This is a genomic window from Yoonia sp. TsM2_T14_4 (assembly GCF_049602355.1).
Taxonomy (GTDB): Bacteria; Pseudomonadota; Alphaproteobacteria; order Rhodobacterales; family Rhodobacteraceae; genus Yoonia; species Yoonia vestfoldensis_A.
This window is the reverse complement of record NZ_CP187137.1, coordinates 2,038,903-2,062,558: the sequence shown is the minus strand read 5'-3', so window position 1 is coordinate 2,062,558 and position 23,656 is coordinate 2,038,903. Positions and strand designations below refer to the sequence as shown.

The window sequence follows — 23,656 nt, the reverse complement described above, 5'->3', positions numbered from 1 at the left end:
ATGCCGCGACCATTTCTGCCTTTGCGCCTGCGGTCAAGTCCGGGCGGGGCCGCCCACCTCTGCCAGCAATGCGGCATTACCGCCTGCTGCGGTCGTGTCGATACAGACATGCCGTTCGTGGCAGGCATGCGCGCGGTCTGGCTGGCCCGTGATCAGGGCGATGATCTTGCCATCGCGCGTCGAGAGCGCGGTTTCCAGCGCGCGGGCTGTGGCGGTGTCGCCCCACCAGATGACGGCCGCCAAGGGGGCGAGCGTTGTCAGCGCCGCGGCTGGCAGATCGCCCCCTGCGCTGATCCCGACCCCGCCCAAGGCGGCGATGGCCGCGATCTGAGCCGCCGCCGCCTCTGGCCCCGGACCCATGCACAGGATCGCGCCGCGCGGGTGCAGCCCATGACGGTTGGATTCGCCGGTCGGGCCGGGCAGGTCGGTGGGCGCGGGGCTGGCGGGCATCGGGGCGCCGGCCAGCTGCTTTTGCAAGGCGGCAAGATCGGCGGTGGTGTCCCATTTGCCACTGGTCTGTGCCGGTTCTGGTGCAACAAAACGGGGCAGGTAATGCGGCCCGCCTGCCTTTGGCCCGGTGCCAGAGAGGCCTTCGCCGCCGAAAGGCTGGCTGCCCACGACTGCGCCGATCTGGTCGCGGTTGACATAGATGTTGCCTGCCTCGATCCGTTCGACCACGGTCTGCACGCGGTCGTCGATCCGCGTGTGCAGCCCGAAGGTCAGCCCGTAGCCCATGGCGTTGATGTCGTCGATCACGCGGTCAAGGTCGCGCGCCTCAAAGGTCGCCACATGCAGGACGGGGCCGAAGATTTCGCGCGTCATCTGGGCGATGCCGGTCACGCGGATTACGGTGGGGGCGATGAAATGGCCTGTCGCGGGGGTGCTGATCTGGTGCAGGATGCGCCGGTCACTGCGGGCCTGCGCGATATGCTCGGCGATGGTTTCATGCGCGGCGGCGTCGATGACTGGCCCCAGATCGGTGGACAGATGCCACGGGTCGCCGACGGTCAGTTCGTCCATGGCTCCTTTGAGCATGGTCATCAGCTTGTCCGCGATATCGCTTTGCACATAAAGGCAGCGCAGCGCCGAACACCGCTGACCGGCAGAGCGGAAGGCGCCGTTGACGATATCGCGTACCGCATGTTCGGGGAGCGCGGTGCTGTCCACGATCATCGCGTTCAGCCCGCCGGTTTCGGCGATCAGCGGCGTGCCGGGGGCGCAATGGGCGGCCATGCTGGCGCGGATTTTCAGCGCTGTTGCGGTCGAGCCGGTGAAGGCCACGCCGCTGATGCGCGCGTCGGCTGTCAGGGCTGCGCCCACATCGCCGCCACCGGGCAGCAATTGCAGCGCAGCGACAGGCACGCCTGCATCATGCAGGATCTGCACCGCGCGGAAAGCCAGGAGCGGCGTCTGTTCGGCAGGTTTGGCGATGACTGCATTGCCTGCGGCCAAGGCGGCCGAGACCTGCCCCAGAAAGATTGCCAGCGGAAAGTTCCACGGGCTGATGCAGGTCCAGAGCCCGCGTGCCTGCATATCAGCGGTGGCTTGGGTGGCGTAGTAGCGCAGGAAATCCACCGCCTCGCGCAGTTCGGCCACGGCATCGGGCAGGGTCTTGCCCGCCTCGCGCGCCAGCAGCGCGAAAAGCGTGTCGGCGTCTTTTTCCAACGCATCGGCGGCCTTGCGCAGCACTGCCGCGCGGGTGGTGTAATCGGCGGTCCAGATCGCGGCACCGGCCAGCGCATCGGCCACGTCGTCGGGGGTGGCGGGTGTCACTTGCCCCACGATGTCGTCGGGCTGTGCGGGGTTGATGACGGGGAAAGAACTTTCTTGCCTCCGGCGGGGATATTTCGGCTCCAACGATGTGATGGGGCCTGCGGTAAAACTAGCGTTCTGCAAGGGCGCGCGGGCCTTGTCGATCGTGTCGAGCGTGGGTTGATGCGTCAGGTCCCAGCCTTTGGAATTGATCCGCGCGGGCGCGAAAAGTTCGGGTCCGGTGGGCAGGTCGGGTCGCAGGCCTGCCGCGTCAAAAGGGCAGGCGGCGACAACGCTGGCGGGAACGGTATCGTCCACGATCTGGTTGACGAAGCTGGAATTGGCCCCGTTTTCCAGCAGACGACGGACGAGATAGGCCAGCAAATCTTCGTGCGCGCCGACGGGGGCGTAGATCCGGCACCGGGTCTGTTCGGCGTTCAGCACGATACTATGCAATGTTTCGCCCATGCCGTGCAGGCGCTGGAATTCAAACTGGTTCTTGTCGCGCCCCATCTGGGCGGCCATGTCCAGCACGGCGGCCACAGTATGTGCGTTATGTGTGGCGAATTGCGGATAGATCCTGTCGGTCAGGCCCAGAAGTTTGCGTGCATTGGCGATATAGCTGATGTCGGTATGCTGTTTGGCGGTAAAGACGGGGAATCCGTCGATCCCTTGCACCTGCGCGCGTTTGATTTCCGCGTCCCAATAGGCGCCTTTGACAAGCCGGACCATGATCTTGCGGTCCAGATCATGCGCCATCTGGTAAAGCTGGTCGATCATCAAGGGCGCGCGTTGTCCGTAGGCCTGCACGACCACCCCGAACCCGTCCCATTTCGCCAGTGCCGGATCGGCCAGCACGGCGGCGATGACGTCCAGCGACAGGGCCAGCCTGTCGGCCTCTTCTGCGTCGATGTTAAACCCCATGCCCGCGGATTTCGCCAAGAGCGCCAGCGCGCGCACCCGCGGCACCAGTTTTTCCATCACCCGCGCCTGTTGCGCCACCTCGTAGCGCGGATGCAGCGCCGAGAGTTTGATCGAAATGCCGGGGTTTTCCGCGACCGAGCCATGCACGCAATGATCGGCAATGGCTGATATCGCGCGGGAATAGGCAAGGTGGTAGTATTTGGCGTCGGCCTCGGTGCGGGCCGCCTCGCCCAGCATGTCATAGCTATAGGTGAACCCTTTGGCCTGCATACCGCCGGCCCGTTTCATCGCCTTCTGGATCGTTTCGCCCAGCACGAATTGCCGCCCCATTTCGCGCATCGCGCGGCCGACAGCGGTGCGGATCACCGGTTCGCCCAGCCGTTTCACCGCAGATCGCAGGTGCCGTGTGATCCCCGGTTTTTCATCATCCAGCACGCGGCCTGTCAGCATCAGCGCCCATGTCGAGGCGTTCACCAGCGACGAGGCCGAATGCCCCAGATGTTTGCCCCAATCGGATGGCGCGATCTTGTCCTCGATCAGGTCGTCCATCGTATCGGCGTCTGGCACGCGCAACAGCGCCTCGGCCAGGCACATCAGCGCGATGCCCTCGTCGGTCGAGAGGCCGTATTCGGCCAAGAATACCTCCATCAACCCCGGATCGGCGCTGGTGCGGATCTGGGTGACAAGCGTCGCCGCGCGGTCGCAGATCCGGGCGCGGTCGGTGTTGGACAAGGCGGCGGTTTTCACCAAGCTTGCCACGGCTGCGGTTTCGTCGCTGTAGATCGCGGCGTCGATGGCATCACGCAAAGTCAGGGCAGTATCACGGGGCATGGTGGAATCCTTAACCAGATGTCCCATCATAGCCGATTGTGAAAAGGCGATTGGCCTGCTAATGCAAAAGATACGGGACAGAGTAATGAAAAAATGGGTAAAGTGTGATCGAAAAGAATAGCGAACTGGACAAATTCGACCGAAAGATCCTGGACGTCCTTGCCGTGGAAGGGCGGATCAGCATCACTGATCTTGCGCGCCGGATCGGGTTGTCGAAATCGCCCACGCAGGCGCGGTTGCGCAGGCTGGAGGAAACCGGCGTGATCCGAGGGTATCGCGCGCTCTATGATCCGATTCGGTTGGACCGCGATCATGTCGCCTTTGTCGAAGTCCGGCTGTCTGATACGCGCGAAAAGGCGCTTGCTGCCTTCAATGCCGCCGTGCTGCGTATTCCCGAGGTTGAACAATGCCACCTGATCGCGGGGGCGTTCGATTACCTTCTCAAGGTACGCACTGCAGGGATGACCGGCTATCGCATCGTTCTGGCCGAGAAGATTTCGACGTTGCCACATGTGTCCAATACATCGACTTATGTGGCCATGCAGACGGTCAAGGAAGAGGGTGTATCCCCTGTCGCTCCCGGCCCGGATATCTGACCCAAAGCCCTGCCGATCCTGCAGTGCAAGCGCGACCGGTTGTCTGCTGAATGCGCGCTTTTGGTGACATGGGCCTGGGTCGCGTTGTGATCTGACTTGCCGCCGCCTGCTGTCACGCTTAGGAAAGCGATACGCACCCTGCATGCCTGCGTGGTGGAATGGTAGACATCGGAGACTTAAAATCTCTTGGCCGCAAGGCCGTGCCGGTTCGAGTCCGGCCGCGGGCACCACATTCTTGATGCAGATCACAAAAGGACCATTGCACAGCCCGCGCATCGGCTGGTCAGCTTTGGTTGGTAGAGATGGCCGTCCTGACCGTGTGGAAACCTGCGACAAGGGAACGCCACGCGCCGCGATCAGGGTGTGATGCTGCGCAAAATCGTCAGCTTGCCCCGAAGATCAGCAGCACCAGCGGGATGGTCAGTACCGATGCCAGCGTCTGCGCTGTCACCAGCCCTGCCATATAGGTGGCATCGCCGCCGAATTGCCGTGTCAGCACATAGGATGTGGGTGCAGTCGGGATGGCAAAGAAGATCACCAGCACCAGTGCCTCGATCCCGTCCAGCCCGAAAATCCACGCCATGCCCATCGCCAGCACCGGCATTGCGAACAAGCGCAGCGTGCTGTTGACGCCGATCGCGCCCATGTCGGATCGCAGCGCCCCGGGGCGCAGCGCCGCACCGACGCAAAGCAGGCCCAAGGGCAGGCTGCCTTGCCCGAGCAGCGCGAAAAACGCGCCGGTCCCCAATGGCAGTCCGATCCCGCTCAGCGCCATCGTGATCCCCAGCGCACAGGCCAGGATCAGCGGGTTGCGCGCCATCATGCGCAGGATCGCCAGCGGTTTGCGGGCCTCGGTCCGGTCAGCCAGCGCCATGATCGACAGCACATTGACCAGCGGCACCACGACCGCCAGCACGATGGCCGCGCGTTCGATGCCGGGCGCGCCAACCAGGGCTGCCGTGATCGCAAGGCCAAGATAGGTATTGATCCGCACCACCCCTTGCAAGGCGGGGCCAAACCGAGCGGCGGGCGCGGGGTGCCGCCAGCGCCAGCCGTACAGGCCAAAGGCGGCAAGGGCGATGGACGCGCCAGCCGCCCCGCCCAACCGCCAGATCGCGGGATCACCCAAAGGTGCCGCGGCAAGGCTGCCCACCAGCAGGGCCGGAAACAATATATAGTAATTGACGCGTTCAGCCGCTGGCCAGAACCCCGGTTCTGGAAACCCCGTGCGTGCCATGACAAAGCCAAGGCAGATCAGCGCGAATAGCGGCCAGATTGTCAGGATGATCATGCTGTCCGTTCCATTGTCTGTCTTGGCCCCTGCCTTACCATCGCGTCGCATCCCTGCGCCAGATCAAAGCCGTAACATCGGGTGGCTGGCGTGCAGCTGAGTGATGCAATTTGGTGGATATCAGAGGTGTTTTTGCCGACGACGCCAATTTCTCTTTTTGCGGTCAATCTTTTATCATTATACAATTTTAGGTAATCTTTCGCGCGGGTCATTGTGGCATCAAATATCAACAAACAGGTGAATGCCATGTTTGGCCACACACAGGCCAAGGGCGGTTTCGGGCGGCCAGACCTGATTTATGCCCTGATCGCGGCGCCGGCATTGGGGTTATTCGCATGGCTGTCTGGGCAGGGCATGTTGGTGGAACATCCCGGCAGTGATATCTGGCAGCATGCCGCCGCTTTGCTGGCCTTGATTGAAACCCCGCATGCACCCGGCAATCCGTTCATCGTCTCGGATGCGGGGTCGCGCCATTTCCAGCCGCTTTGGCTGGGATGGGCCGCTGTGGCGCGGATCGCGGGGCTGGATGTCTGGCAGGTGCTGGCTTTGGCGGGATATGGCGCGATGGCGCTGTTCGGCATCGGCGTCTATGTCTTTGCGCGTGCCTTGCATCCTGCGCCTTGGGCGCCGGTGGTGCTGTTTTTATGTCTGATGCTGGGGTGGGCGTTGCCGCTGCAGCATACGGGGTTTCATTCGCCGTTGACCCTGTATTACGCCGCTGCCTATCCGGCGACCTATATGATCGGCTTGAGTTTTATCCTATGGGCGCTGGTGCTGCGTAGTCTGGTGCGGCCTGTCTTTGTGATCCCGCTGTGCGCACTGGCGGCGTTGATGTTCACGACCCATCAGGTTGGGGCCGTGATCGGTTTCATCGGCGCAGGCAGCTTTGCGCTTTGCTGGCCGCATGGCACCATCGCCGCACGCCTGCGGGTGTTGTCGGCGCTGGTGCTGGCGGTCTGCCTGTCCACATTCTGGCCCTATTTCAATGCCGTTGAGATTGTCCTGCGCCCCGGCAATGCGACATGGGAAGGCGGGCCTGCGTTTTATTCCCCGGTTTATCTGACCGCCGCATTGATCCCCTCAATATTCGGGCTGGCCGGATTGCGCGCGCCCGCAGGCCGCGCCTTGGTGCTGATGGCTGGCGTGTTCTTGTGCATCTACCTTGTCGGGCTGACCGGATTTCAGCTTGCGGGCCGGTTCCTGATGCCCTTGGTGCTGGTGCTGCAGGTCGGTCTGGCACTTTATATCGTGACCAACATTGGGTCAGACCGCAGGCGTCTGGTTCTGATCGGGCTGATTGCGGCGACCAATCTGGCGACGCTTGCGATGGTCGCCAACCTGCTTGATATCACCGCACCCGCCACAGAGCCGGGTGAGGTGACTTTTTACGAGGCGGCAGGCATTCTAAGCGCCGATATCGCCGATGATCAGCCGGTGGCGGCCCTGCTGACCAGCGCTTGGCCTGTTGTCGCAACAGGGCAAAAGGTTTTGTCTGTGCCATGGCCGGAACCCATGATTGTCGATCTCGCCGCGCGGCAGGCCGTGACAAAGGCGCTGTTCGCTGCCGATCTGGTGGCTGATGACCGGATCGCCTTGGCGCGCAATCATCACGTGCGCAGCCTGATCGCATGGCAAGAGCGCCTGTCTGACGCGCAATTGGCGGTCTTGCAGGCGCAGGCGGTCGCGACCATCAGTGTAGGCCCGTTGATCCGCTTTGATCTATACGATGTGCCGGGGATGGGCGTGATCCACCCGCGCGTGGTGGATCAGTGAATGGGGCACCTCTTGGCCGTGGCGCGCCATCAGCGCGCCATCACCTAGCACGCTGCGCGCCGCGCCGTCGGCGACGATCTGTCCTGCGTCGATCAGGATGACCCGCGGGCAAAGCTCCAGCACCAGTTCCAGATCATGGCTAGCGATCAGCATCGCCTGATCCATGCCGCGCAGCAACTCGATCAGCCGCCTGCGGTTGCGCAGGTCAAGCGCGGCTGACGGTTCATCCAGCAACAACAGGCGCGGGTCCATCGCCAGCACGCCCGCCAGACAGGCCAGCCGTTTTTCGCCCCCCGACAAATGATGCACGGGCCGGTCGGCCAAGCCCGTGATCCCCACACGGTCAAGGGCTGTCGCCACGGCCCTGTCCAGTACGGCCCCCGACAGCCCCAGATTGCGCGCGCCAAAGGCCACATCCTCGGCCACGGTCGGGCTGAACAGCTGGTCCTCGGCCTGCTGGAACACGAATCCCATATCGGGATGAAACCCGCCGGGGGTGACGGGTTTGCCGTCCATCTGCACCGTGCCTGCGCTGGCGCGGATCACGCCGGTCAGGCACAGCATCAGCGTGGTCTTGCCCGCCCCATTCGGGCCGATCAGCCCGACCCTTTCGCCCTGTGCGATGCGCAGCGATACGTTGTGCAAGACCGTCTCGCCATTGGCGCGGGTCAGGGTCAGGTCGGTTGTATGCAGCAGGGGCAGGGTCATGCCAGATGGTCCACCACCAGCAGGCTGGCTGCAAGGGCGATCAGCCCCGCCAGCGCCCATTTGTCGCCGCGCGGCACGGCGGCTGCGTCGGGTAGGGCCGCCCCTTTGGCCCCGTGTCCGCGCAGGATCATCGCGTGATAGACCCGTTCAGACCGCGCGTGGCTGCGCAGCAGCAGGCTTGCCAACAGCCAGCCTGTCGCGCGGAACCGCCCCAGCCAGCCATGCCCGCCGCGCAGGCGCATCGCGGTCTGCATGCGGGCCAGATCGTGGCGTAGATCCTCGATGTGGCGCAGGGTCAGCAGCGCCATATCTACCAAAAGCGCCGGCAGCCCAAGCCCGCGCAGCGCGCCGATCAGATGCGACAGCGGCAGCGCGCCCACAAAGACCACGATCAGCGTAAAGATCGCGACAAACCGCAGGGCAATGCCCGTGGCCGCTGCCAGCCCTTCGGCGCGCAGGGTCAGGGGGCCAACTGCGGCGATCACATGATCCCCGCTGGAAAAGGGCAAAACCACAACCAGCCCCGCCACGACAATCCCCGGCAGGCGCAAGGCCCGCAGCAACCGGCGGGCGGGCGTGCCGGACCACCAGACAAGGCCCAAGGTGGCCGCAACCATCAGCGCCAAAGCGGCTGGCCCGTGCAGCGCGGAAAACCCGAAGGCAAGCGCCAGCAGGGCGGCAACCCGCAGGCGTGGATCGGTGATCGGATCAGCGCGCAACGATCATCTCGGGGCTGGTGCGGCGCAAAAAGCCCAGCACGGCGACGACGACCATCCCCTCGGCCAGTGCCAGTGGCAGATGCGCCAGCGCCAGTGCTGTGATCGCCGCGCGTTCGGTTTCCGCATCCAGATGCGCGGGCAATCCCGCCAGCAGGATCGCGGCAAAAAGCGCGACAGCCAGCAAAACTGCCCCCGCGCCGGTGGCAAAGCCGATAATCGCCGCCGCCGCGCGCTGGTTCAGATGCCCCAGATTGCGCGTCAGCCCAAAGGCGACCAGCGCGGGCAGCCCGAGGATCACCGCATTGACCCCCAAGGTGGTCAGCCCGCCATGCCCGAACATCACAGCCTGAAACGCCAGCCCGATCAGGATCGCGGGCAGCGCATACCACCCCAGCATCGGCCCCATCAGCCCCGGCAGCACCAGATGTACGCTGCTGGGTGGCACGGGAATATGGATCAGCGAGGCCGCGAAAAAAGCCGCCGTCATCATAGCGGCGCGCGGCAGCCCTGCGCGCGGGTCAGGCTGGGCCGCGATCCGGTTCAACGACAGGGCGGTCAGCCCCGCCGCGGCCACCCAACCGCCCAAAGTCAGCCCAAGCGGCAAAATACCGTCGGGGATATGCATCAGGCCGGTTCCACAGGGCGCGTGCGCCGGAAATACAGCGCCGTGCCGATGCAGCCCCAAGTCACGCAGGCCGCCATCAGCAGGCGCTGCGCCCATGACAGGCCGGTACGGCTGGCCGTGACGGTGATGGCTGCGCCATCCGCGCCGACCGTGACATAGCCCATGGCACCGTGACCGGCCTGCCGCACCTGCACCGCCCATTGTCCCGCCCTGTCGTCCGGCACAAAGACGAACCGGCCATCCGCGTCTGTCATTCCCGTCAGCCAAGGCAGCGCAGGATTGTCGGGCGCAAAAACGGATACCTGTGCGCCCGCCATAAGCGCGCCGGTGTCATAGCGGGCTTGGATCGCCACGGCCTCGGTGGTGCCCATATCGACAAAAGCGCCATGCGCTGCCGCAGGACCCGCCAGCAACAGCGCCGCGATCAGGGGTTTAGCGATGGATGACAGCACAATGTCCCTCTCCGACATGGCCGATATGCAGGCCCGTCAGGGTCATCTGATGGGTGCCGCCCGCAGCGAAGGCGTCGAACCCCAGCGCATTGATATTCATTGGATCGGTGTCTTCCTTGTCAAGGCGACCGAACAGATGATCCAGATGGAAGGTCAGTTCAAGCTCGGCAGCGTTGCCAGCGGTCACAAACCCGTTGCGCGCATCGCCGACATATTCGCCGCAGGTGTAATCATGCGTGGCATCACTGGTCAGGGTGAATTCCACGCTTGCGCCGTCGCGCGTTGCCGTGCCGACCAGCACCATGGACTGGCCCGCCCAGTCACCCGATTGCGCAGGCACTACCGACCAGACGACCGCGTTGTAATGGCCCACGGGGGCGGGGGCCGTCGCCAGCATCACGCGGCCCTGCGCATCGGTATCGGTCAGGTCGATCGTTATCTGGTCGATGGTATCGAAAACCACTGTGTTTGTGGCGTGGGGCTTGCCACCTTCATGGGCATCATAGGGCGGGTCGGTCTGCAGCGCGGACACGCCTGCCAGCGTGACGAACACATGATCGAAACGTAGCTCCCAGCCGTCGCGGGTCAGTGCGGGGGCAACAAAGCCTTCGCGCGCCAAAGCTTCACCATTTGCGAAAAGGTGCAGGCTGCCTTCGGCGGCGGCTGCGGTGCCGATGGTCAGGGCGACGGCAAGGGTGCACAAACAGGCGCTGGGCAGAGACATGGGAGTCCTTGATAGTATGAAAAACGTACATGTTTTTCATACGAACCGCCTGACTGGGTGTCAATGGCGCAGCTGTGCCGGGGGTTTAGGCCGATGTTATGCCGATGTTATGCCGATGTTATGCCGATGTTATGCCGATGTTATGCCGGTGAAAATGCGGCAGTCTGTGCATAATCGGGGGCATGGCGGCGCAGGTAGGTGTCGGTCACGGCCAGCAGGTTGGTGTCGGGGGCGCCATCGCAAAGAAACTGTGCCAAGGTCCGCGCGCGCCCTTGCTGATTGTGGCGCAGGGCGTCGATCATCTGCATGATCTGGCGTTCCGCAGGCGTCAACCAGTCGCGGCAGCAAGGGCAGCTTTCGGCATTGAACGCGATTGGCGTCGTCCGGCTGGCCCGCAAGGTCTGCACCACACCCACCAGATCATAGCACAGGGCGCCTGCGGCATCGGGGCCGACATGGGCGGTGGCGCAGCGCAGCGCAACCAGCCAGCCGTGGCTGTCGGGGGCGGCAAAGGTCTGGAAATGCCAGCGGCACAAGACCAAGGTCAGCCGCGCGAAAGGATCAAGGTGGATGTCATGCAAAGGAACCTCGCCAGGGCGCGGGTCCCGTGTGGGGCCATGGTCTGTTTGCGGGTCATAGACGGGGCGGAACGGGCGGCGCGGATCAGCGCCGTGCATGGGCAGCGCTTTCCTTTGCGGATGGCTGGACCCTCCGGTCAAGGATCAGCTCCACCAAATGGGGTTCCAGCGTGGACCCGTCGGTGATGCAATCGTCTTGGGCGGCGATCAGATCAATCAGAAAATCATAGGTGGCATCGGGCATCGGCAATTCCTGTGCAAAGGGGGCATGCCTTGCCGGACCATCGCGCAACCGCTGTCCCGATTGGGTGATTTATACCTGACATAAATAATCAGGTTAGTAAAGCGATTTCGCGGGACCGGCCTGCCGATCCGGGTCTTATGTGAATGAATTTCATAATCGTCTTGCCTAACATGAATTTGTTTTCAAAATCGCATGCGCCTATCTGAAGGACAGGCACGTCAGGTGCCTTTTGTCGTTTGATCGGACTGTTATGACCACTATCCTGCCCAAATCCCCCGCCTTTGACCGGATCGCCGCTGCAGCGGCTGATCGCATACTGATCCTTGACGGCGCGATGGGCACGCAGATTCAGGCTTTGGGCTTTGCCGAAGGTGATTTCACCGCGCATGGGGCCGGTTGTGCCTGCCATCCGCGGTTTTTCAGTGATGAGCCCTTGCCGCAACAGGGCAACAACGACCTGTTGATCCTGACCCAGCCGCAGGCGATCGAGGATATCCATTACGCCTATGCGATGGCCGGTGCCGATATCGTTGAAACCAACACGTTTTCCTCCACCAGCATCGCGCAGGCCGATTATGGTTTGGAACATCTGGTCTATGACCTGAACTTTCACGGCGCGCGGCTGGTGCGGCAGGCGCTGGACCGTGCCACGGCGCAGGATGGGCGGATGCGCTTTGTCGCGGGCGCGCTGGGACCAACGAACCGCACGGCGTCGATGTCGCCTGATGTGAACAATCCGGGCTATCGCGCGGTCACCTTTGACCAGCTCCGCGTGGCCTATGTGGAACAATTGCGCGGATTGATTGATGGTGGCGCCGATCTGATCCTGATCGAGACGATCTTTGACACGCTCAACGCCAAGGCCGCAATTTTCGCCTGCGAGGAAATCTTTGCCGCCAACGGTCTGCGCCTGCCGGTGATGATTTCCGGCACGATCACGGACCGGTCGGGGCGCACCCTGTCAGGCCAGACGCCGACCGCGTTCTGGCATGCCGTGCGCCATGCTGATCCGCTGACCATCGGGCTGAACTGCGCGCTGGGTGCGGCCGAAATGCGCGCGCATCTGGCAGAATTGTCGGGCGTGGCCGATACGCTGATCTGCGCTTACCCGAATGCGGGCCTGCCCAATGAATTTGGCGCATATGACGAAAGCCCCGCTTTCATGGCCGAACAGATCGCCGCATTCGCCAAGGAAGGCTTGGTCAATATCGTGGGCGGCTGCTGTGGATCGACGCCGGATCATATCCGCGCCATTGCTGCCGCCGTCGCGGGTCACAAACCCCGCGCGATCCCTGCGCAGACGCCTTTGATGCGCCTGTCGGGGCTGGAACCCTTTACCCTGACCCGCGACATCGCTTTCGTGAATGTGGGCGAGCGCACGAACGTCACCGGTTCGGCCAAGTTCCGCAAGCTGATCACAGCCCGCGATTATGCCGCCGCCGTCGATGTCGCCCGCGAACAGGTCGAAAACGGCGCACAGATCATTGACGTGAACATGGACGAGGGCCTGATCGACAGCAAACAGGCGATGATCGACTATCTGAACCTGATCGCGGCCGAGCCTGATATCGCCCGCGTGCCGGTGATGATCGACAGTTCCAAATGGGAGGTGATCGAGGCGGGCCTGCAATGCGTCCAAGGCAAGCCCATCGTCAATTCGATCAGCATGAAAGAAGGCGAAGAGGCGTTTTTGCATCAGGCGCGGCTCTGCCGTGCTTATGGTGCGGCGGTGGTCGTCATGGCCTTTGACGAGGCGGGCCAAGCCGATACCGAGGATCGCAAGGTCGCGATTTGCACCCGCGCCTATCAACTCTTGACCCAAAAGGTTGGTTTCCCGCCCGAGGATATCATTTTTGACCCCAACGTGTTCGCCGTGGCGACAGGGATCGAGGAGCACGACAATTACGGCGTCGATTTCATCAATGCCACCCGCCGGATCAAGGCCGATCTGCCGCATGTCCATGTCTCGGGCGGCGTGTCGAACCTGTCGTTCAGTTTTCGTGGCAACGACCCCGTGCGCGAGGCGATGCACGCCGTGTTCCTGTATCATGCCATTCAGGCTGGCATGGATATGGGCATCGTCAATGCAGGCCAGTTGGCGGTTTACGACAGTATCGACCCCGATCTGCGCGACGCCTGCGAAGATGTGGTGCTGAACCGCACGCCGGATGCGACTGAGAACATGCTGGTGATTGCCGAGCGGTTCAAATCCACCGGCGCGCGCGAGGCCAAGGAACGCGATCTGGCGTGGCGCGAGTGGTCGGTTGAAAAACGGCTGGAGCATGCTTTGGTCAACGGGATCACCGAATTCATTGATGCCGACACCGAAGAGGCGCGTCTGCGCGCCGACCGTCCGCTGCACGTGATCGAAGGCCCGCTGATGGCGGGGATGAATGTGGTGGGCGATCTGTTCGGCGCGGGCAAGATGTTTTTGCCGCAGGTCGTCAAATCCGCCCGCGTGATGAAACAGGCAGTCGCCGTGCTTTTGCCTTATATGGAAGAAGAAAAGCGCCTCAATGGCGGGACCGGCCGCGAAAGCGCGGGCAAGGTGCTGATGGCCACGGTCAAAGGCGATGTGCATGACATCGGCAAGAATATCGTAGGCGTCGTGCTGGCCTGCAATAATTACGACATCATTGATCTGGGCGTGATGGTGCCCGCCGCGAAAATCCTTGAAGTCGCCAAGGCTGAAAATGTCGATATCATCGGCCTGTCTGGCCTGATCACCCCGTCGCTGGATGAGATGGTCCATGTCGCGGCGGAAATGGAACGCGCGGGGATGGATATTCCGCTGCTGATTGGCGGTGCGACAACCAGCCGTGTGCATACGGCGGTGAAAATACATCCCAATTATGCGCGCGGCCAGACACTCTATGTCACAGATGCCAGCCGCGCTGTGGGGGTTGTGTCCGCGCTTTTGTCGCCGGATCAAAAGGCAGGCTATATCGCCACCATCCGCGCCGAATATGAAAAGGTCGCGGATCAACATGCGCGGTCGGAACTCGCCAAGAAACGCCTGCCGCTGGCCGCCGCCCGCGCCAATGCGTTGAAAATCGACTGGCAAGATTACAAAGTGCCAGCGCCGTCTTTCCTTGGCACCAAGGTCTATGAGGATTGGGATCTGGCAGAGCTTGCCCGCTATATCGACTGGACACCGTTTTTCCAGACATGGGAATTGAAAGGCATCTATCCCAAGATCCTGCAGGACGAAAAACAGGGGCAGGCGGCGCGCGCGTTGTTCGCCGATGCGCAAGACATGCTACACCAGATCATCGCGGAAAAATGGTTCCGCCCGCGCGCCGTGGTCGGGTTCTGGCCTGCCAATGCTGTGGGCGATGATATCCGCCTGTTCAGTGATGACAGCCGCAAGACCGAATTGGCCATGCTACATACCCTGCGCCAGCAGGTCAGCAAACGCGACGGGCGGCCCAATGTGGCGCTGTCCGATTTCGTGGCCCCCGTGGGCACGGCTGATTATGTGGGCGGCTTTGTGGTAACCGCCGGGACCGAGGAAGTGGCGATCGCCGAACGTTTTGCCGCGGCGGGGGATGATTTCAACGCGATTCTGGTCAAGGCCCTGGCCGACCGTTTCGCCGAAGCCTTTGCCGAACGGATGCATGAAATGGTCCGCCGCGACCTGTGGGGCTATGCGCCCGATGAAAACCTCGCCCCCGCCGACCTGATCGGTGAGCCTTATCGCGGCATCCGGCCTGCGCCCGGCTATCCCGCCCAGCCCGACCATACCGAGAAAGCCACCCTGTTCCCGCTGCTGGATGCACAGGCCGCGACCGGTGTCACGCTGACCGAAAGCATGGCGATGTGGCCGGGATCGTCGGTGTCGGGGCTTTATATCGGGCATCCTGACGCCTATTATTTCGGGGTGGCCAAGGTCGAGCAGGATCAGGTGCTGGATTACGCCGCGCGCAAAGGCATGGATCTGGCCGAGGTCGAACGCTGGCTGGGGCCGATCCTGAACTATGTCCCGCAACAAAAGGCAGCACTGGCAGCGGAATGACCACCACTGCCATCTTCCGAGCCTAAACATCCCCGCGCGGAGCGCTTTGCGGCTGTGCCGCAAAAAGGGGCGCTGCCCCTCGGCCCGGTTAAATCCGGGCCTCACCCCGAAGTATTTGTGGAAATAAGAAGTCAGACAGTGACGGCGATCCGGCCCAGCGGGTTGGAGCAGCAGGCAAGGATATAGCCATCTGCAATATCTTCGTCCGAGATGCCGCCGTTATGGACCATATGAACCTCGCCCGCGGTCTTGCGGATCTTGCAGGTGCCGCAGAGGCCAAAGGTGCAGCCCGACGGAATGTTCAGCCCGTTGGCGCGCGCCACGGCCAGCACCGTGTCGGTTTCGGTGCAGGCCGCGACAACGCCCGAGGTGGTGAAGCTGATCTGCGCACTGGTGTCGGCATCGGGGGTGATATCATTGATCTGGGGCGCATCGGCGGCTTTTTCGACGGGAGCCTGAAAGTTTTCCTGATGATAGCGGTCCATGTCATAGCCAAGCGCGCCCAGCATGTCGCGCACCGCCTGCATGAAAGGTTCAGGCCCGCAGCAGAACACTTCACGCTCCAGATAATCTGGCGCCATCAGCCCTAGCATGATCTGGTTCAGCCGCCCGTGATAGCCGTGCCAGACGCGGAACGGGTCGGGTTCCTTGACCGTGTAGCGCAATTGCAGCCCCGGCACACGGTTGGCGAACTGGTCGAGCCTTTCGCGAAAGATGATGTCAGAGGGGCGGCGCGCGGCATGGACAAAGACGATATCGGGCATGTCGCCGCTGTCCCAGGCCCAGGTTGTCATCGACATCATCGGCGTGATGCCCGACCCTGCCGAGATGAACAGGTATTTGTCCGCTGGATGGCGGTGAAAGCTGAAGATGCCTGCGGGACCGTAAGCCTTGACCTTCATTCCCGGGCGCAGATGGTCCAGCATCCAACGCGTACCGATGCTATCGTGTTGCGCCTTGACCGTGATCGAGATCGACAAGGGCCGCGAGGGGCTGGACGAGATCGTATAGGTCCGCTGGATCGCGCCACCCGGCACCGGCAGATCAAGCGTCAGGAACTGGCCCGGTTCATAATCAAACCATGCTCCCGAAGGCGCGCGAAAGGCAAAGGTCGCCACACCGGGCGTTTCGGGGATGACCATGACACATTCAAGCCATTCATCGTCGCGCCAAGCGGCGGTGGCGCTGATGCGTGTGGGCGCAGGCATCTATTCTGCCGCCAATGCGGGTTGTGGGGTCAGCCGCTTGGTCATCAGGCCGGCATACCAGTCCACGAACTGGATCACGCCTTCTTCCTGGATGGGGGAATAGGGGCCGGGTTCATAAGCGGGCGACAGGATGCCTTTCTGGTTTTCCTCGACCACTTGGCGGTCTTCGTCATTGGTGTTCAACCAGACCTCGGTCAGGGTTTTCAGATCATAATCCACGCCTTCGACCGCGTCCTTGTGGACGAGCCATGTCGTTGTCACCTCGGTTTGCGTGGCCGAGATCGGCAGGACGCGGAAGGTGATCGCATGATCGCCCAGAAAGTGGTTCCATGTGTTGGGATAGTGATAGAACAGCAGCGTGCCTGCATCGTTGAACGGCATCGTGCCCATCCGTTTGGCCACGGCGGCCTTGGTGGACATCGTATAGCTTTCGGCATTGTTCAGCAAAGGCACCCGTGCCAGCCGCCAGCGCGTATCATCCGCAAGGGTAAAGCGTGACGGCAGGCCCGCAGCCTCGCACCGTTTCCAATGGGTCAGGATTTCGGCGCTAGCCTCGTCAGGGCCGGACATGGCGGCGAATTTGGGATTGTCCGAGAAGGTGCGGCACAGCGACGGATGCGACCCCGAACAATGGTAACATTCGCGGTTGTTTTCCAGCACCAGCTTCCAGTTGCCATTTTCAACAATGGTCGAGCTATGCGCGACCTTGGCATCCTTGAGGCCGGATGGTGCGAGAAAGGCTGTCAGATGCTTGGCAAGATCGGCGATCGGTGGCGGCACTTGGGCAAGGCAGATAAAAACCATCCCGCCCAAATCAACGCAATGGACCTTTTTCAACCCATGCGCGGCCGGATCGAACCCGTCACCCATGTCGCGGGCATAAAGCAGCTTGCCGTCCAGCCCATAAGTCCACTGATGATAAGGACAGACCAGATTGGGCGTCGATCCGGTTGTCGTCGCACATAGCCGCTGACCGCGATGGCGGCAGACATTGTGAAAGGCGCGGATCACGCCATCGGTGCTGCGCACGATGACGACTGGATAGGCCCCGATCTGCAGGGTCGCAAACGCGCCCGGTTTTGGCAGCACAGGGGAGGGCAGGGCGAACAGCCAGTCGCGATAGAAGATGTGGTCGAGATCGAGGTTATAGACACCATCGTCGCAATAAAGCTCTCGTTCCAGCGCATGCGCGGGGCGACGCGCCGACAGGCGGTCCAGCATCAGGGCTTGATCAAGCATCGTACCTCGCTTTGTGCCGTTCAACAGCACGTCTACACAATGCGCAGTGCGGGAGAGTACTGCGCAAAGTGAGCTTAGCCGCACTGCGGCACGGCAACCGCCGAAATACGACCTGCGGCCAGCAAACTGCGCCGCAGGGTGGGGTGCCGCCGCGCGCTTTCGCCGTGTTGTCGCGATTCTGGAGGGGTGGGCGACGACTCGGGGCTGCTCGGGCCGAATATGTCGTGAAATGCGCTCTGTTGTGGCTTTGATTCTATCACGTCCGCTGCGATTTGTGCGATCAGCACTTTTGCAAAGACCTTGTTTTATGGGGCAAGACGCTTGTTTTATTGGCGCTTGTCATAAATGTTCCAAGAAAATGCGCATTGCTGTCATTTTCCCGAAAAAACCCCTTGCGGGCTGCGTGCAGTAACCGTAGAACCCCCCTCACCGGCGGCGCAGAGATGCAGTGTCGGGGCGCTAGACGGGTTTGAGGGGCTGGAGACGGTCTTGAAGGTTTGGAAGCGGTAAGAAGAAATTATTGAGGATTAGAGGCGGGCGCGCCGGAGTTTAGGGCGCATCTGTTTTCTTTTTGTCTCTACGCTGTTTGAAATTGATATATCTGAAGAGATATGTGGGCGGTTTGGTTCAGTTCGATGGATCAGACGTCTGTATATCAACGCTCTTAGGGTTTCGGCCCGATGATAGAGTGTCAGCTTCACTGTTTGGACGGTTTCTTGTTTTCTTATGAAAACCTGAAGCACGATAAACAGAGAAACGCCATATGGTTTCAGTAAGGCCATATGGTGATGTGCAGAGGTTCGAACGTCAAGGATAGCGCAGCGATGTGCTTTCAACTTGAGAGTTTGATCCTGGCTCAGAACGAACGCTGGCGGCAGGCCTAACACATGCAAGTCGAGCGAGACCTTCGGGTCTAGCGGCGGACGGGTTAGTAACGCGTGGGAATATACCCTTCACTACGGAATAGCCTCGGGAAACTGGGAGTAATACCGTATACGCCCTTTGGGGGAAAGATTTATCGGTGAAGGATTAGCCCGCGTCTGATTAGATAGTTGGTGGGGTAATGGCCTACCAAGTCTACGATCAGTAGCTGGTTTGAGAGGATGATCAGCAACACTGGGACTGAGACACGGCCCAGACTCCTACGGGAGGCAGCAGTGGGGAATCTTAGACAATGGGCGCAAGCCTGATCTAGCCATGCCGCGTGAGTGACGAAGGCCTTAGGGTCGTAAAGCTCTTTCGCCAGAGATGATAATGACAGTATCTGGTAAAGAAACCCCGGCTAACTCCGTGCCAGCAGCCGCGGTAATACGGAGGGGGTTAGCGTTGTTCGGAATTACTGGGCGTAAAGCGCACGTAGGCGGATTGGAAAGTATGGGGTGAAATCCCAGGGCTCAACCCTGGAACGGCCTTGTAAACTCCCAGTCTAGAGTTCGAGAGAGGTGAGTGGAATTCCAAGTGTAGAGGTGAAATTCGTAGATATTTGGAGGAACACCAGTGGCGAAGGCGGCTCACTGGCTCGATACTGACGCTGAGGTGCGAAAGTGTGGGGAGCAAACAGGATTAGATACCCTGGTAGTCCACACCGTAAACGATGAATGCCAGACGTCGGGGGGCTTGCCCTTCGGTGTCACACCTAACGGATTAAGCATTCCGCCTGGGGAGTACGGTCGCAAGATTAAAACTCAAAGGAATTGACGGGGGCCCGCACAAGCGGTGGAGCATGTGGTTTAATTCGAAGCAACGCGCAGAACCTTACCAACCCTTGACATCCTCTGACCGGCTAGGAGACTAGCTTTTCTCGTAAGAGACAGAGTGACAGGTGCTGCATGGCTGTCGTCAGCTCGTGTCGTGAGATGTTCGGTTAAGTCCGGCAACGAGCGCAACCCACATCTTTAGTTGCCAGCATTCAGTTGGGCACTCTAGAGAAACTGCCCGTGATAAGCGGGAGGAAGGTGTGGATGACGTCAAGTCCTCATGGCCCTTACGGGTTGGGCTACACACGTGCTACAATGGCATCTACAATGGGTTAATCTCCAAAAGATGTCTCAGTTCGGATTGGGGTCTGCAACTCGACCCCATGAAGTCGGAATCGCTAGTAATCGCGTAACAGCATGACGCGGTGAATACGTTCCCGGGCCTTGTACACACCGCCCGTCACACCATGGGAGTTGGGTTTACCCGAAGGCCGTGCGCCAACCAGCAATGGGGGCAGCGGACCACGGTGAGCTCAGCGACTGGGGTGAAGTCGTAACAAGGTAGCCGTAGGGGAACCTGCGGCTGGATCACCTCCTTTCTAAGGATGTTTCTAGTCAGGATTGAGAGTTCGCTTTCAATCTTCGTGAAACACTTAGCAGTCGGCAAACAAAGCCGGCATAACAGGCACTGCTTTTCCTTGCAGTGACCTGGAGCCAGGCCGTCCTCATATCTCTTCAGTTCGCAGTTTCGCTCAGTCGGCGAAACGCACCATTTGGGGCGTTAGCTCAGCTGGGAGAGCACCTGCTTTGCAAGCAGGGGGTCATCGGTTCGATCCCGATACGCTCCACCATATGCTGGAGCAAATCGTCACCTTAGGCAGCGTGCCTTTGGCGTGATGCGCTCCACCACTGAAGTCTCTGACTTCAACCTCGTTGGGTCGGTAGCTCAGGTGGTTAGAGCGCACGCCTGATAAGCGTGAGGTCGGAGGTTCAAGTCCTCCTCGACCCACCAACACACTAATTTGCAGCTACAGTTTGACCGTCAAGCAGCGTTTTGCTGTTTTGCCGTCCAACTGGACGACTTGGCCTTATGGTCATTTGACATCGTATAGAGAGATACAACATCAGAATAGAGGCGCCTCGCGTGAGGGGTTGCCAGATGGATGGAGGTTCCGCATGGAACCGTCGAAATCCTGAAAATCTATTTTGTTCCAAGTCAAGTACACTAACCGGAGCAACAGTAATGTTGCTCGAACGATGCCAGTTGCTGAACCAGCGGCTGGCGTTGCAATGTATGCATTTTGATTAAGGTTGGGTTTGAATAACAAAAGGGCCCAACCACAGAAGAAGCCTTGCTTTTTCTGGATCAAATCAAGCGCGAAAAGGGCGTTTGGTGGATGCCTTGGCAGTAAGAGGCGATGAAAGACGTGATACTCTGCGATAAGCCATGGGGAGCTGAGAATAAGCTTTGATCCATGGATTTCTGAATGGGGCAACCCACCTGATACTTTGTTATTATTATCCTTCGGGGTGATTAATAATGAGGTAAACCAGGTATTTGTAGACTGAATACATAGGTTTACAAAAGCAAACCCGGGGAACTGAAACATCTAAGTACCCGGAGGAAAGGAAATCAACAGATACTCCCCTAGTAGCGGCGAGCGAACGGGGACCAGCCGAGCCATGAATGTGATTAGAATGTGTTGGAAAGCACAACCAGAGTGGGTGACAGTCCCGTATAAGAAGCATGATTGGACGTATTAAGTAGGGCGGAACACGTGAAATTCTGTCTGAACATCGGAGGACCACCTTCGAAGGCTAAGTACTCCTTACTGACCGATAGCGAACCAGTACCGTGAGGGAAAGGTGAAAAGCACCCCGACGAGGGGAGTGAAACAGTACCTGAAACCGAACGCCTACAATCAGTTGGAGGGTCCTTGAGACCTGACAGCGTACCTTTTGTATAATGGGTCATCGACTTAGTGTATCTAGCAAGCTTAAGCCGTTAGGTGTAGGCGCAGCGAAAGCGAGTCTGAATAGGGCGATTGAGTTAGATGCATTAGACCCGAAACCGAGTGATCTAGGCATGTCCAGGATGAAGGTTAGGTAACACTAACTGGAGGTCCGAACCCACACCTGTTGAAAAAGGTCGGGATGAGGTGTGCCTAGGGGTGAAAGGCCAATCAAACTCGGAGATAGCTGGTTCTCTGCGAAATCTATTTAGGTAGAGCGTCGGACGAATACCCTCGGGGGTAGAGCACTGGATGGGTAATGGGGACTCACCGTCTTACTGATCCTAACCAAACTCCGAATACCGAGGAGTAATATCCGGCAGACACACAGCGGGTGCTAACGTCCGTTGTGAAGAGGGAAACAACCCTAACCTACGACTAAGGCCCCTAATTCATGGCTAAGTGGGAAAGCAAGTGGGACGACCAAAACAACCAGGAGGTTGGCTTAGAAGCAGCCATCCTTTAAAGATAGCGTAACAGCTCACTGGTCTAAATAAGTTGTCCTGCGGCGAAGATGTAACGGGGCTCAAGCCATGAGCCGAAGTCTGGGATGCAATTTATTGCATGGTAGCAGAGCGTAGTGTGACATAGTTCCAAGCGTCCTTAATGCCCTTCGGGGTATATTGGACGCAGGGAGCTTTCTGTGAAGCCGGCCTGTGAGGGATCCGGTGGAGAGATCACTAGTGAGAATGATGACATGAGTAGCGACAAAGGGAGTGAGAGACTCCCTCGCCGAAAGTCCAAGGGTTCCTGCTTAAAGCTAATCTGAGCAGGGTAAGCCGACCCCTAAGGCGAGGCCGAAAGGCGTAGTCGATGGGAACCAGGTTAATATTCCTGGGCCAGGAGGATGTGACGGATCTCGAAGGTTGTTTCCCCTTATCGGATTGGGGAGGCCGCTTAGAGGTTCCTGGAAATAGCCCTCCGCTAGATCGTACCCTAAACCGACACAGGTGGACTGGTAGAGAATACCAAGGCGCTTGAGAGAACCACATTTAAGGAACTCGGCAAAATACCTCCGTAAGTTCGCGAGAAGGAGGCCCGTTCAGAAGGCAACTTTTGGGCGGGGGCACAAACCAGGGGGTGGCGACTGTTTACTAAAAACACAGGGCTCTGCGAAGTCGTAAGACGACGTATAGGGTCTGACGCCTGCCCGGTGCCTGAAGGTTAAAAGGAGGAGTGCAAGCTCCGAATTGAAGCCCAGGTAAACGGCGGCCGTAACTATAACGGTCCTAAGGTAGCGAAATTCCTTGTCGGGTAAGTTCCGACCTGCACGAATGGCGTAACGACTTCCCCGCTGTCTCAAATGTGGACTCAGCGAAATTGAATTTCCTGTCAAGATGCAGGATACCCGCGGTTAGACGGAAAGACCCCATGCACCTTTACTATAGCTTCGCATTGGCATCAGGCACGATATGTGCAGGATAGGTGGTAGGCTTTGAAGCAGGGACGCTAGTCCTTGTGGAGCCTCCCTTGAGATACCACCCTTATCTTGCTTGATGTCTAACCGCGGCCCGTTATCCGGGTCCGGGACCCTGCGTGGTGGGTAGTTTGACTGGGGCGGTCGCCTCCCAAATTGTAACGGAGGCGCGCGAAGGTTGGCTCAGAGCGGTCGGAAATCGCTCGTTGAGTGCAATGGCAGAAGCCAGCCTGACTGCGAGACTGACAAGTCGAGCAGAGTCGAAAGACGGCCATAGTGATCCGGTGGTCCCGAGTGGAAGGGCCATCGCTCAACGGATAAAAGGTACGCTGGGGATAACAGGCTGATGGTGCCCAAGAGTCCATATCGACGGCACCGTTTGGCACCTCGATGTCGGCTCATCTCATCCTGGGGCTGGAGCAGGTCCCAAGGGTACGGCTGTTCGCCGTTTAAAGAGGTACGTGAGCTGGGTTTAGAACGTCGTGAGACAGTTCGGTCCCTATCTTCCGTGGGTGTAGGATACTTGAGAAGAGTTGCCCCTAGTACGAGAGGACCGGGGTGAACGATCCACTGGTGGACCTGTTGTCGTGCCAACGGCAGTGCAGGGTAGCTATGATCGGACAGGATAACCGCTGAAGGCATCTAAGCGGGAAGCCCCCTTCAAAACAAGGTATCCCTGAGGGCCGAGGTAGACCACCTCGTCGATAGGCCAGAGATGTAAGCGCAGCAATGCGTTCAGTTGACTGGTACTAATTGCCCGATAGGCTTGATTTGATCCAGTAATAGTAAGACTGGCGAAAATCAGGATACATACACAAAACTACAGTCGTACATGACTTGGAACATAACGG

14 protein-coding genes, 3 tRNA genes and 2 rRNA genes are annotated in these 23,656 nt (G+C 60.0%); 8 read left to right on the top strand and 11 right to left on the bottom strand.

The genetic code is table 11. From position 1 onward, the window contains the following. Positions 1–33: 33 nt before the first annotated feature. Positions 34–3,507 (bottom strand): bifunctional proline dehydrogenase/L-glutamate gamma-semialdehyde dehydrogenase PutA, encoded by a 3,474-nt coding sequence (putA, locus tag ACPF9B_RS10180; protein WP_424177178.1) that lies wholly within the window; start codon positions 3,505–3,507, stop codon positions 34–36. Positions 3,508–3,611: 104 nt separating this feature from the next. Here putA and ACPF9B_RS10175 point away from each other — a divergent pair, with 104 nt between their 5' ends. Both ACPF9B_RS10175 and ACPF9B_RS10170 read left to right on the top strand, forming a co-directional pair. Continuing rightward, on the top strand, positions 3,612–4,103 hold the full coding sequence (locus tag ACPF9B_RS10175; protein WP_007207009.1) for an Lrp/AsnC family transcriptional regulator: 492 nt from the start codon (positions 3,612–3,614) through the stop codon (positions 4,101–4,103). 144 nt (positions 4,104–4,247) lie between these two features. Next, positions 4,248–4,333: transfer RNA gene (locus tag ACPF9B_RS10170), tRNA-Leu, on the top strand. Between the two features lie 152 nt (positions 4,334–4,485). On the opposite strand, the gene ACPF9B_RS10165 is transcribed toward ACPF9B_RS10170, so the two are convergent. Beyond that, the gene (locus tag ACPF9B_RS10165; protein ID WP_424177175.1) at positions 4,486–5,394 is read right to left on the bottom strand and encodes an AEC family transporter; all 909 of its coding nucleotides are present in this window, start codon (positions 5,392–5,394) and stop codon (positions 4,486–4,488) included. Between the two features lie 246 nt (positions 5,395–5,640). Here ACPF9B_RS10165 and ACPF9B_RS10160 point away from each other — a divergent pair, with 246 nt between their 5' ends. Beyond that, positions 5,641–7,167 (top strand): hypothetical protein, encoded by a 1,527-nt coding sequence (locus ACPF9B_RS10160; protein WP_424177173.1) that lies wholly within the window; start codon positions 5,641–5,643, stop codon positions 7,165–7,167. On the opposite strand, the gene ACPF9B_RS10155 is transcribed toward ACPF9B_RS10160, so the two are convergent. The 7 genes from ACPF9B_RS10155 to ACPF9B_RS10125 form a co-directional block, all read right to left on the bottom strand. After that, entirely contained in the window at positions 7,114–7,875 is a 762-nt protein-coding gene (locus ACPF9B_RS10155; protein ID WP_424177171.1) for an energy-coupling factor ABC transporter ATP-binding protein, read from the bottom strand. The two genes, ACPF9B_RS10160 and ACPF9B_RS10155, sit on opposite strands and share 54 nt — an antisense overlap. After that, positions 7,872–8,594, bottom strand: a complete 723-nt coding sequence (gene cbiQ / locus ACPF9B_RS10150) for a cobalt ECF transporter T component CbiQ (protein WP_424177169.1) — start codon at positions 8,592–8,594, stop codon at positions 7,872–7,874. Before cbiQ ends, ACPF9B_RS10155 begins: the two co-directional genes overlap by 4 nt. After that, positions 8,584–9,219, bottom strand: a complete 636-nt coding sequence (gene cbiM / locus ACPF9B_RS10145) for a cobalt transporter CbiM (protein WP_424177167.1) — start codon at positions 9,217–9,219, stop codon at positions 8,584–8,586. The genes cbiQ and cbiM overlap by 11 nt, the downstream gene beginning before the upstream one ends. Next, positions 9,219–9,671: a carboxypeptidase regulatory-like domain-containing protein gene (locus ACPF9B_RS10140; protein ID WP_424177165.1), complete on the bottom strand. Its 453-nt coding sequence runs from the start codon at positions 9,669–9,671 to the stop codon at positions 9,219–9,221. The genes cbiM and ACPF9B_RS10140 overlap by 1 nt, the downstream gene beginning before the upstream one ends. After that, the gene (locus ACPF9B_RS10135) at positions 9,652–10,395 is read right to left on the bottom strand and encodes a hypothetical protein (protein WP_424177163.1); all 744 of its coding nucleotides are present in this window, start codon (positions 10,393–10,395) and stop codon (positions 9,652–9,654) included. The genes ACPF9B_RS10140 and ACPF9B_RS10135 overlap by 20 nt, the downstream gene beginning before the upstream one ends. A 140-nt stretch (positions 10,396–10,535) precedes the next feature. Continuing rightward, entirely contained in the window at positions 10,536–11,072 is a 537-nt protein-coding gene (locus tag ACPF9B_RS10130; protein ID WP_424177161.1) for a hypothetical protein, read from the bottom strand. Then, positions 11,059–11,217 (bottom strand): hypothetical protein, encoded by a 159-nt coding sequence (locus ACPF9B_RS10125; protein WP_424177159.1) that lies wholly within the window; start codon positions 11,215–11,217, stop codon positions 11,059–11,061. Before ACPF9B_RS10125 ends, ACPF9B_RS10130 begins: the two co-directional genes overlap by 14 nt. A gap of 250 nt (positions 11,218–11,467) precedes the next feature. On the opposite strand from ACPF9B_RS10125, the gene metH reads away from it, so the two are divergent. Then, positions 11,468–15,232, top strand: a complete 3,765-nt coding sequence (metH, locus tag ACPF9B_RS10120; protein WP_424177157.1) for a methionine synthase — start codon at positions 11,468–11,470, stop codon at positions 15,230–15,232. A 131-nt stretch (positions 15,233–15,363) separates the two neighbouring features. On the opposite strand, the gene ACPF9B_RS10115 is transcribed toward metH, so the two are convergent. Both ACPF9B_RS10115 and ACPF9B_RS10110 read right to left on the bottom strand, forming a co-directional pair. After that, positions 15,364–16,440 carry a 2Fe-2S iron-sulfur cluster-binding protein gene (locus tag ACPF9B_RS10115; protein WP_424177155.1) on the bottom strand — a complete coding sequence of 359 codons (1,077 nt, stop codon included), beginning with the start codon at positions 16,438–16,440 and terminating at the stop codon, positions 15,364–15,366. Beyond that, positions 16,441–17,679 carry an aromatic ring-hydroxylating oxygenase subunit alpha gene (locus ACPF9B_RS10110; RefSeq protein WP_424177153.1) on the bottom strand — a complete coding sequence of 413 codons (1,239 nt, stop codon included), beginning with the start codon at positions 17,677–17,679 and terminating at the stop codon, positions 16,441–16,443. 833 nt (positions 17,680–18,512) lie between these two features. Between ACPF9B_RS10110 and ACPF9B_RS10105 the strand changes: the two genes are divergently transcribed. The 4 genes from ACPF9B_RS10105 (at position 18,513) to ACPF9B_RS10090 (ending at position 23,579) form a co-directional block, all read left to right on the top strand. Continuing rightward, positions 18,513–19,975, top strand: a 16S ribosomal RNA gene (locus ACPF9B_RS10105). Between the two features lie 176 nt (positions 19,976–20,151). Next, positions 20,152–20,227 (top strand) — tRNA-Ala (locus tag ACPF9B_RS10100). Positions 20,228–20,311: 84 nt separating this feature from the next. Then, positions 20,312–20,388, top strand: a tRNA-Ile gene (locus ACPF9B_RS10095). Between the two features lie 357 nt (positions 20,389–20,745). Next, positions 20,746–23,579: ribosomal RNA gene (locus ACPF9B_RS10090) — 23S ribosomal RNA — on the top strand. The 16S and 23S rRNA genes sit together here with 2 tRNA genes alongside, the layout of an rRNA operon. Positions 23,580–23,656: the final 77 nt, after the last annotated feature.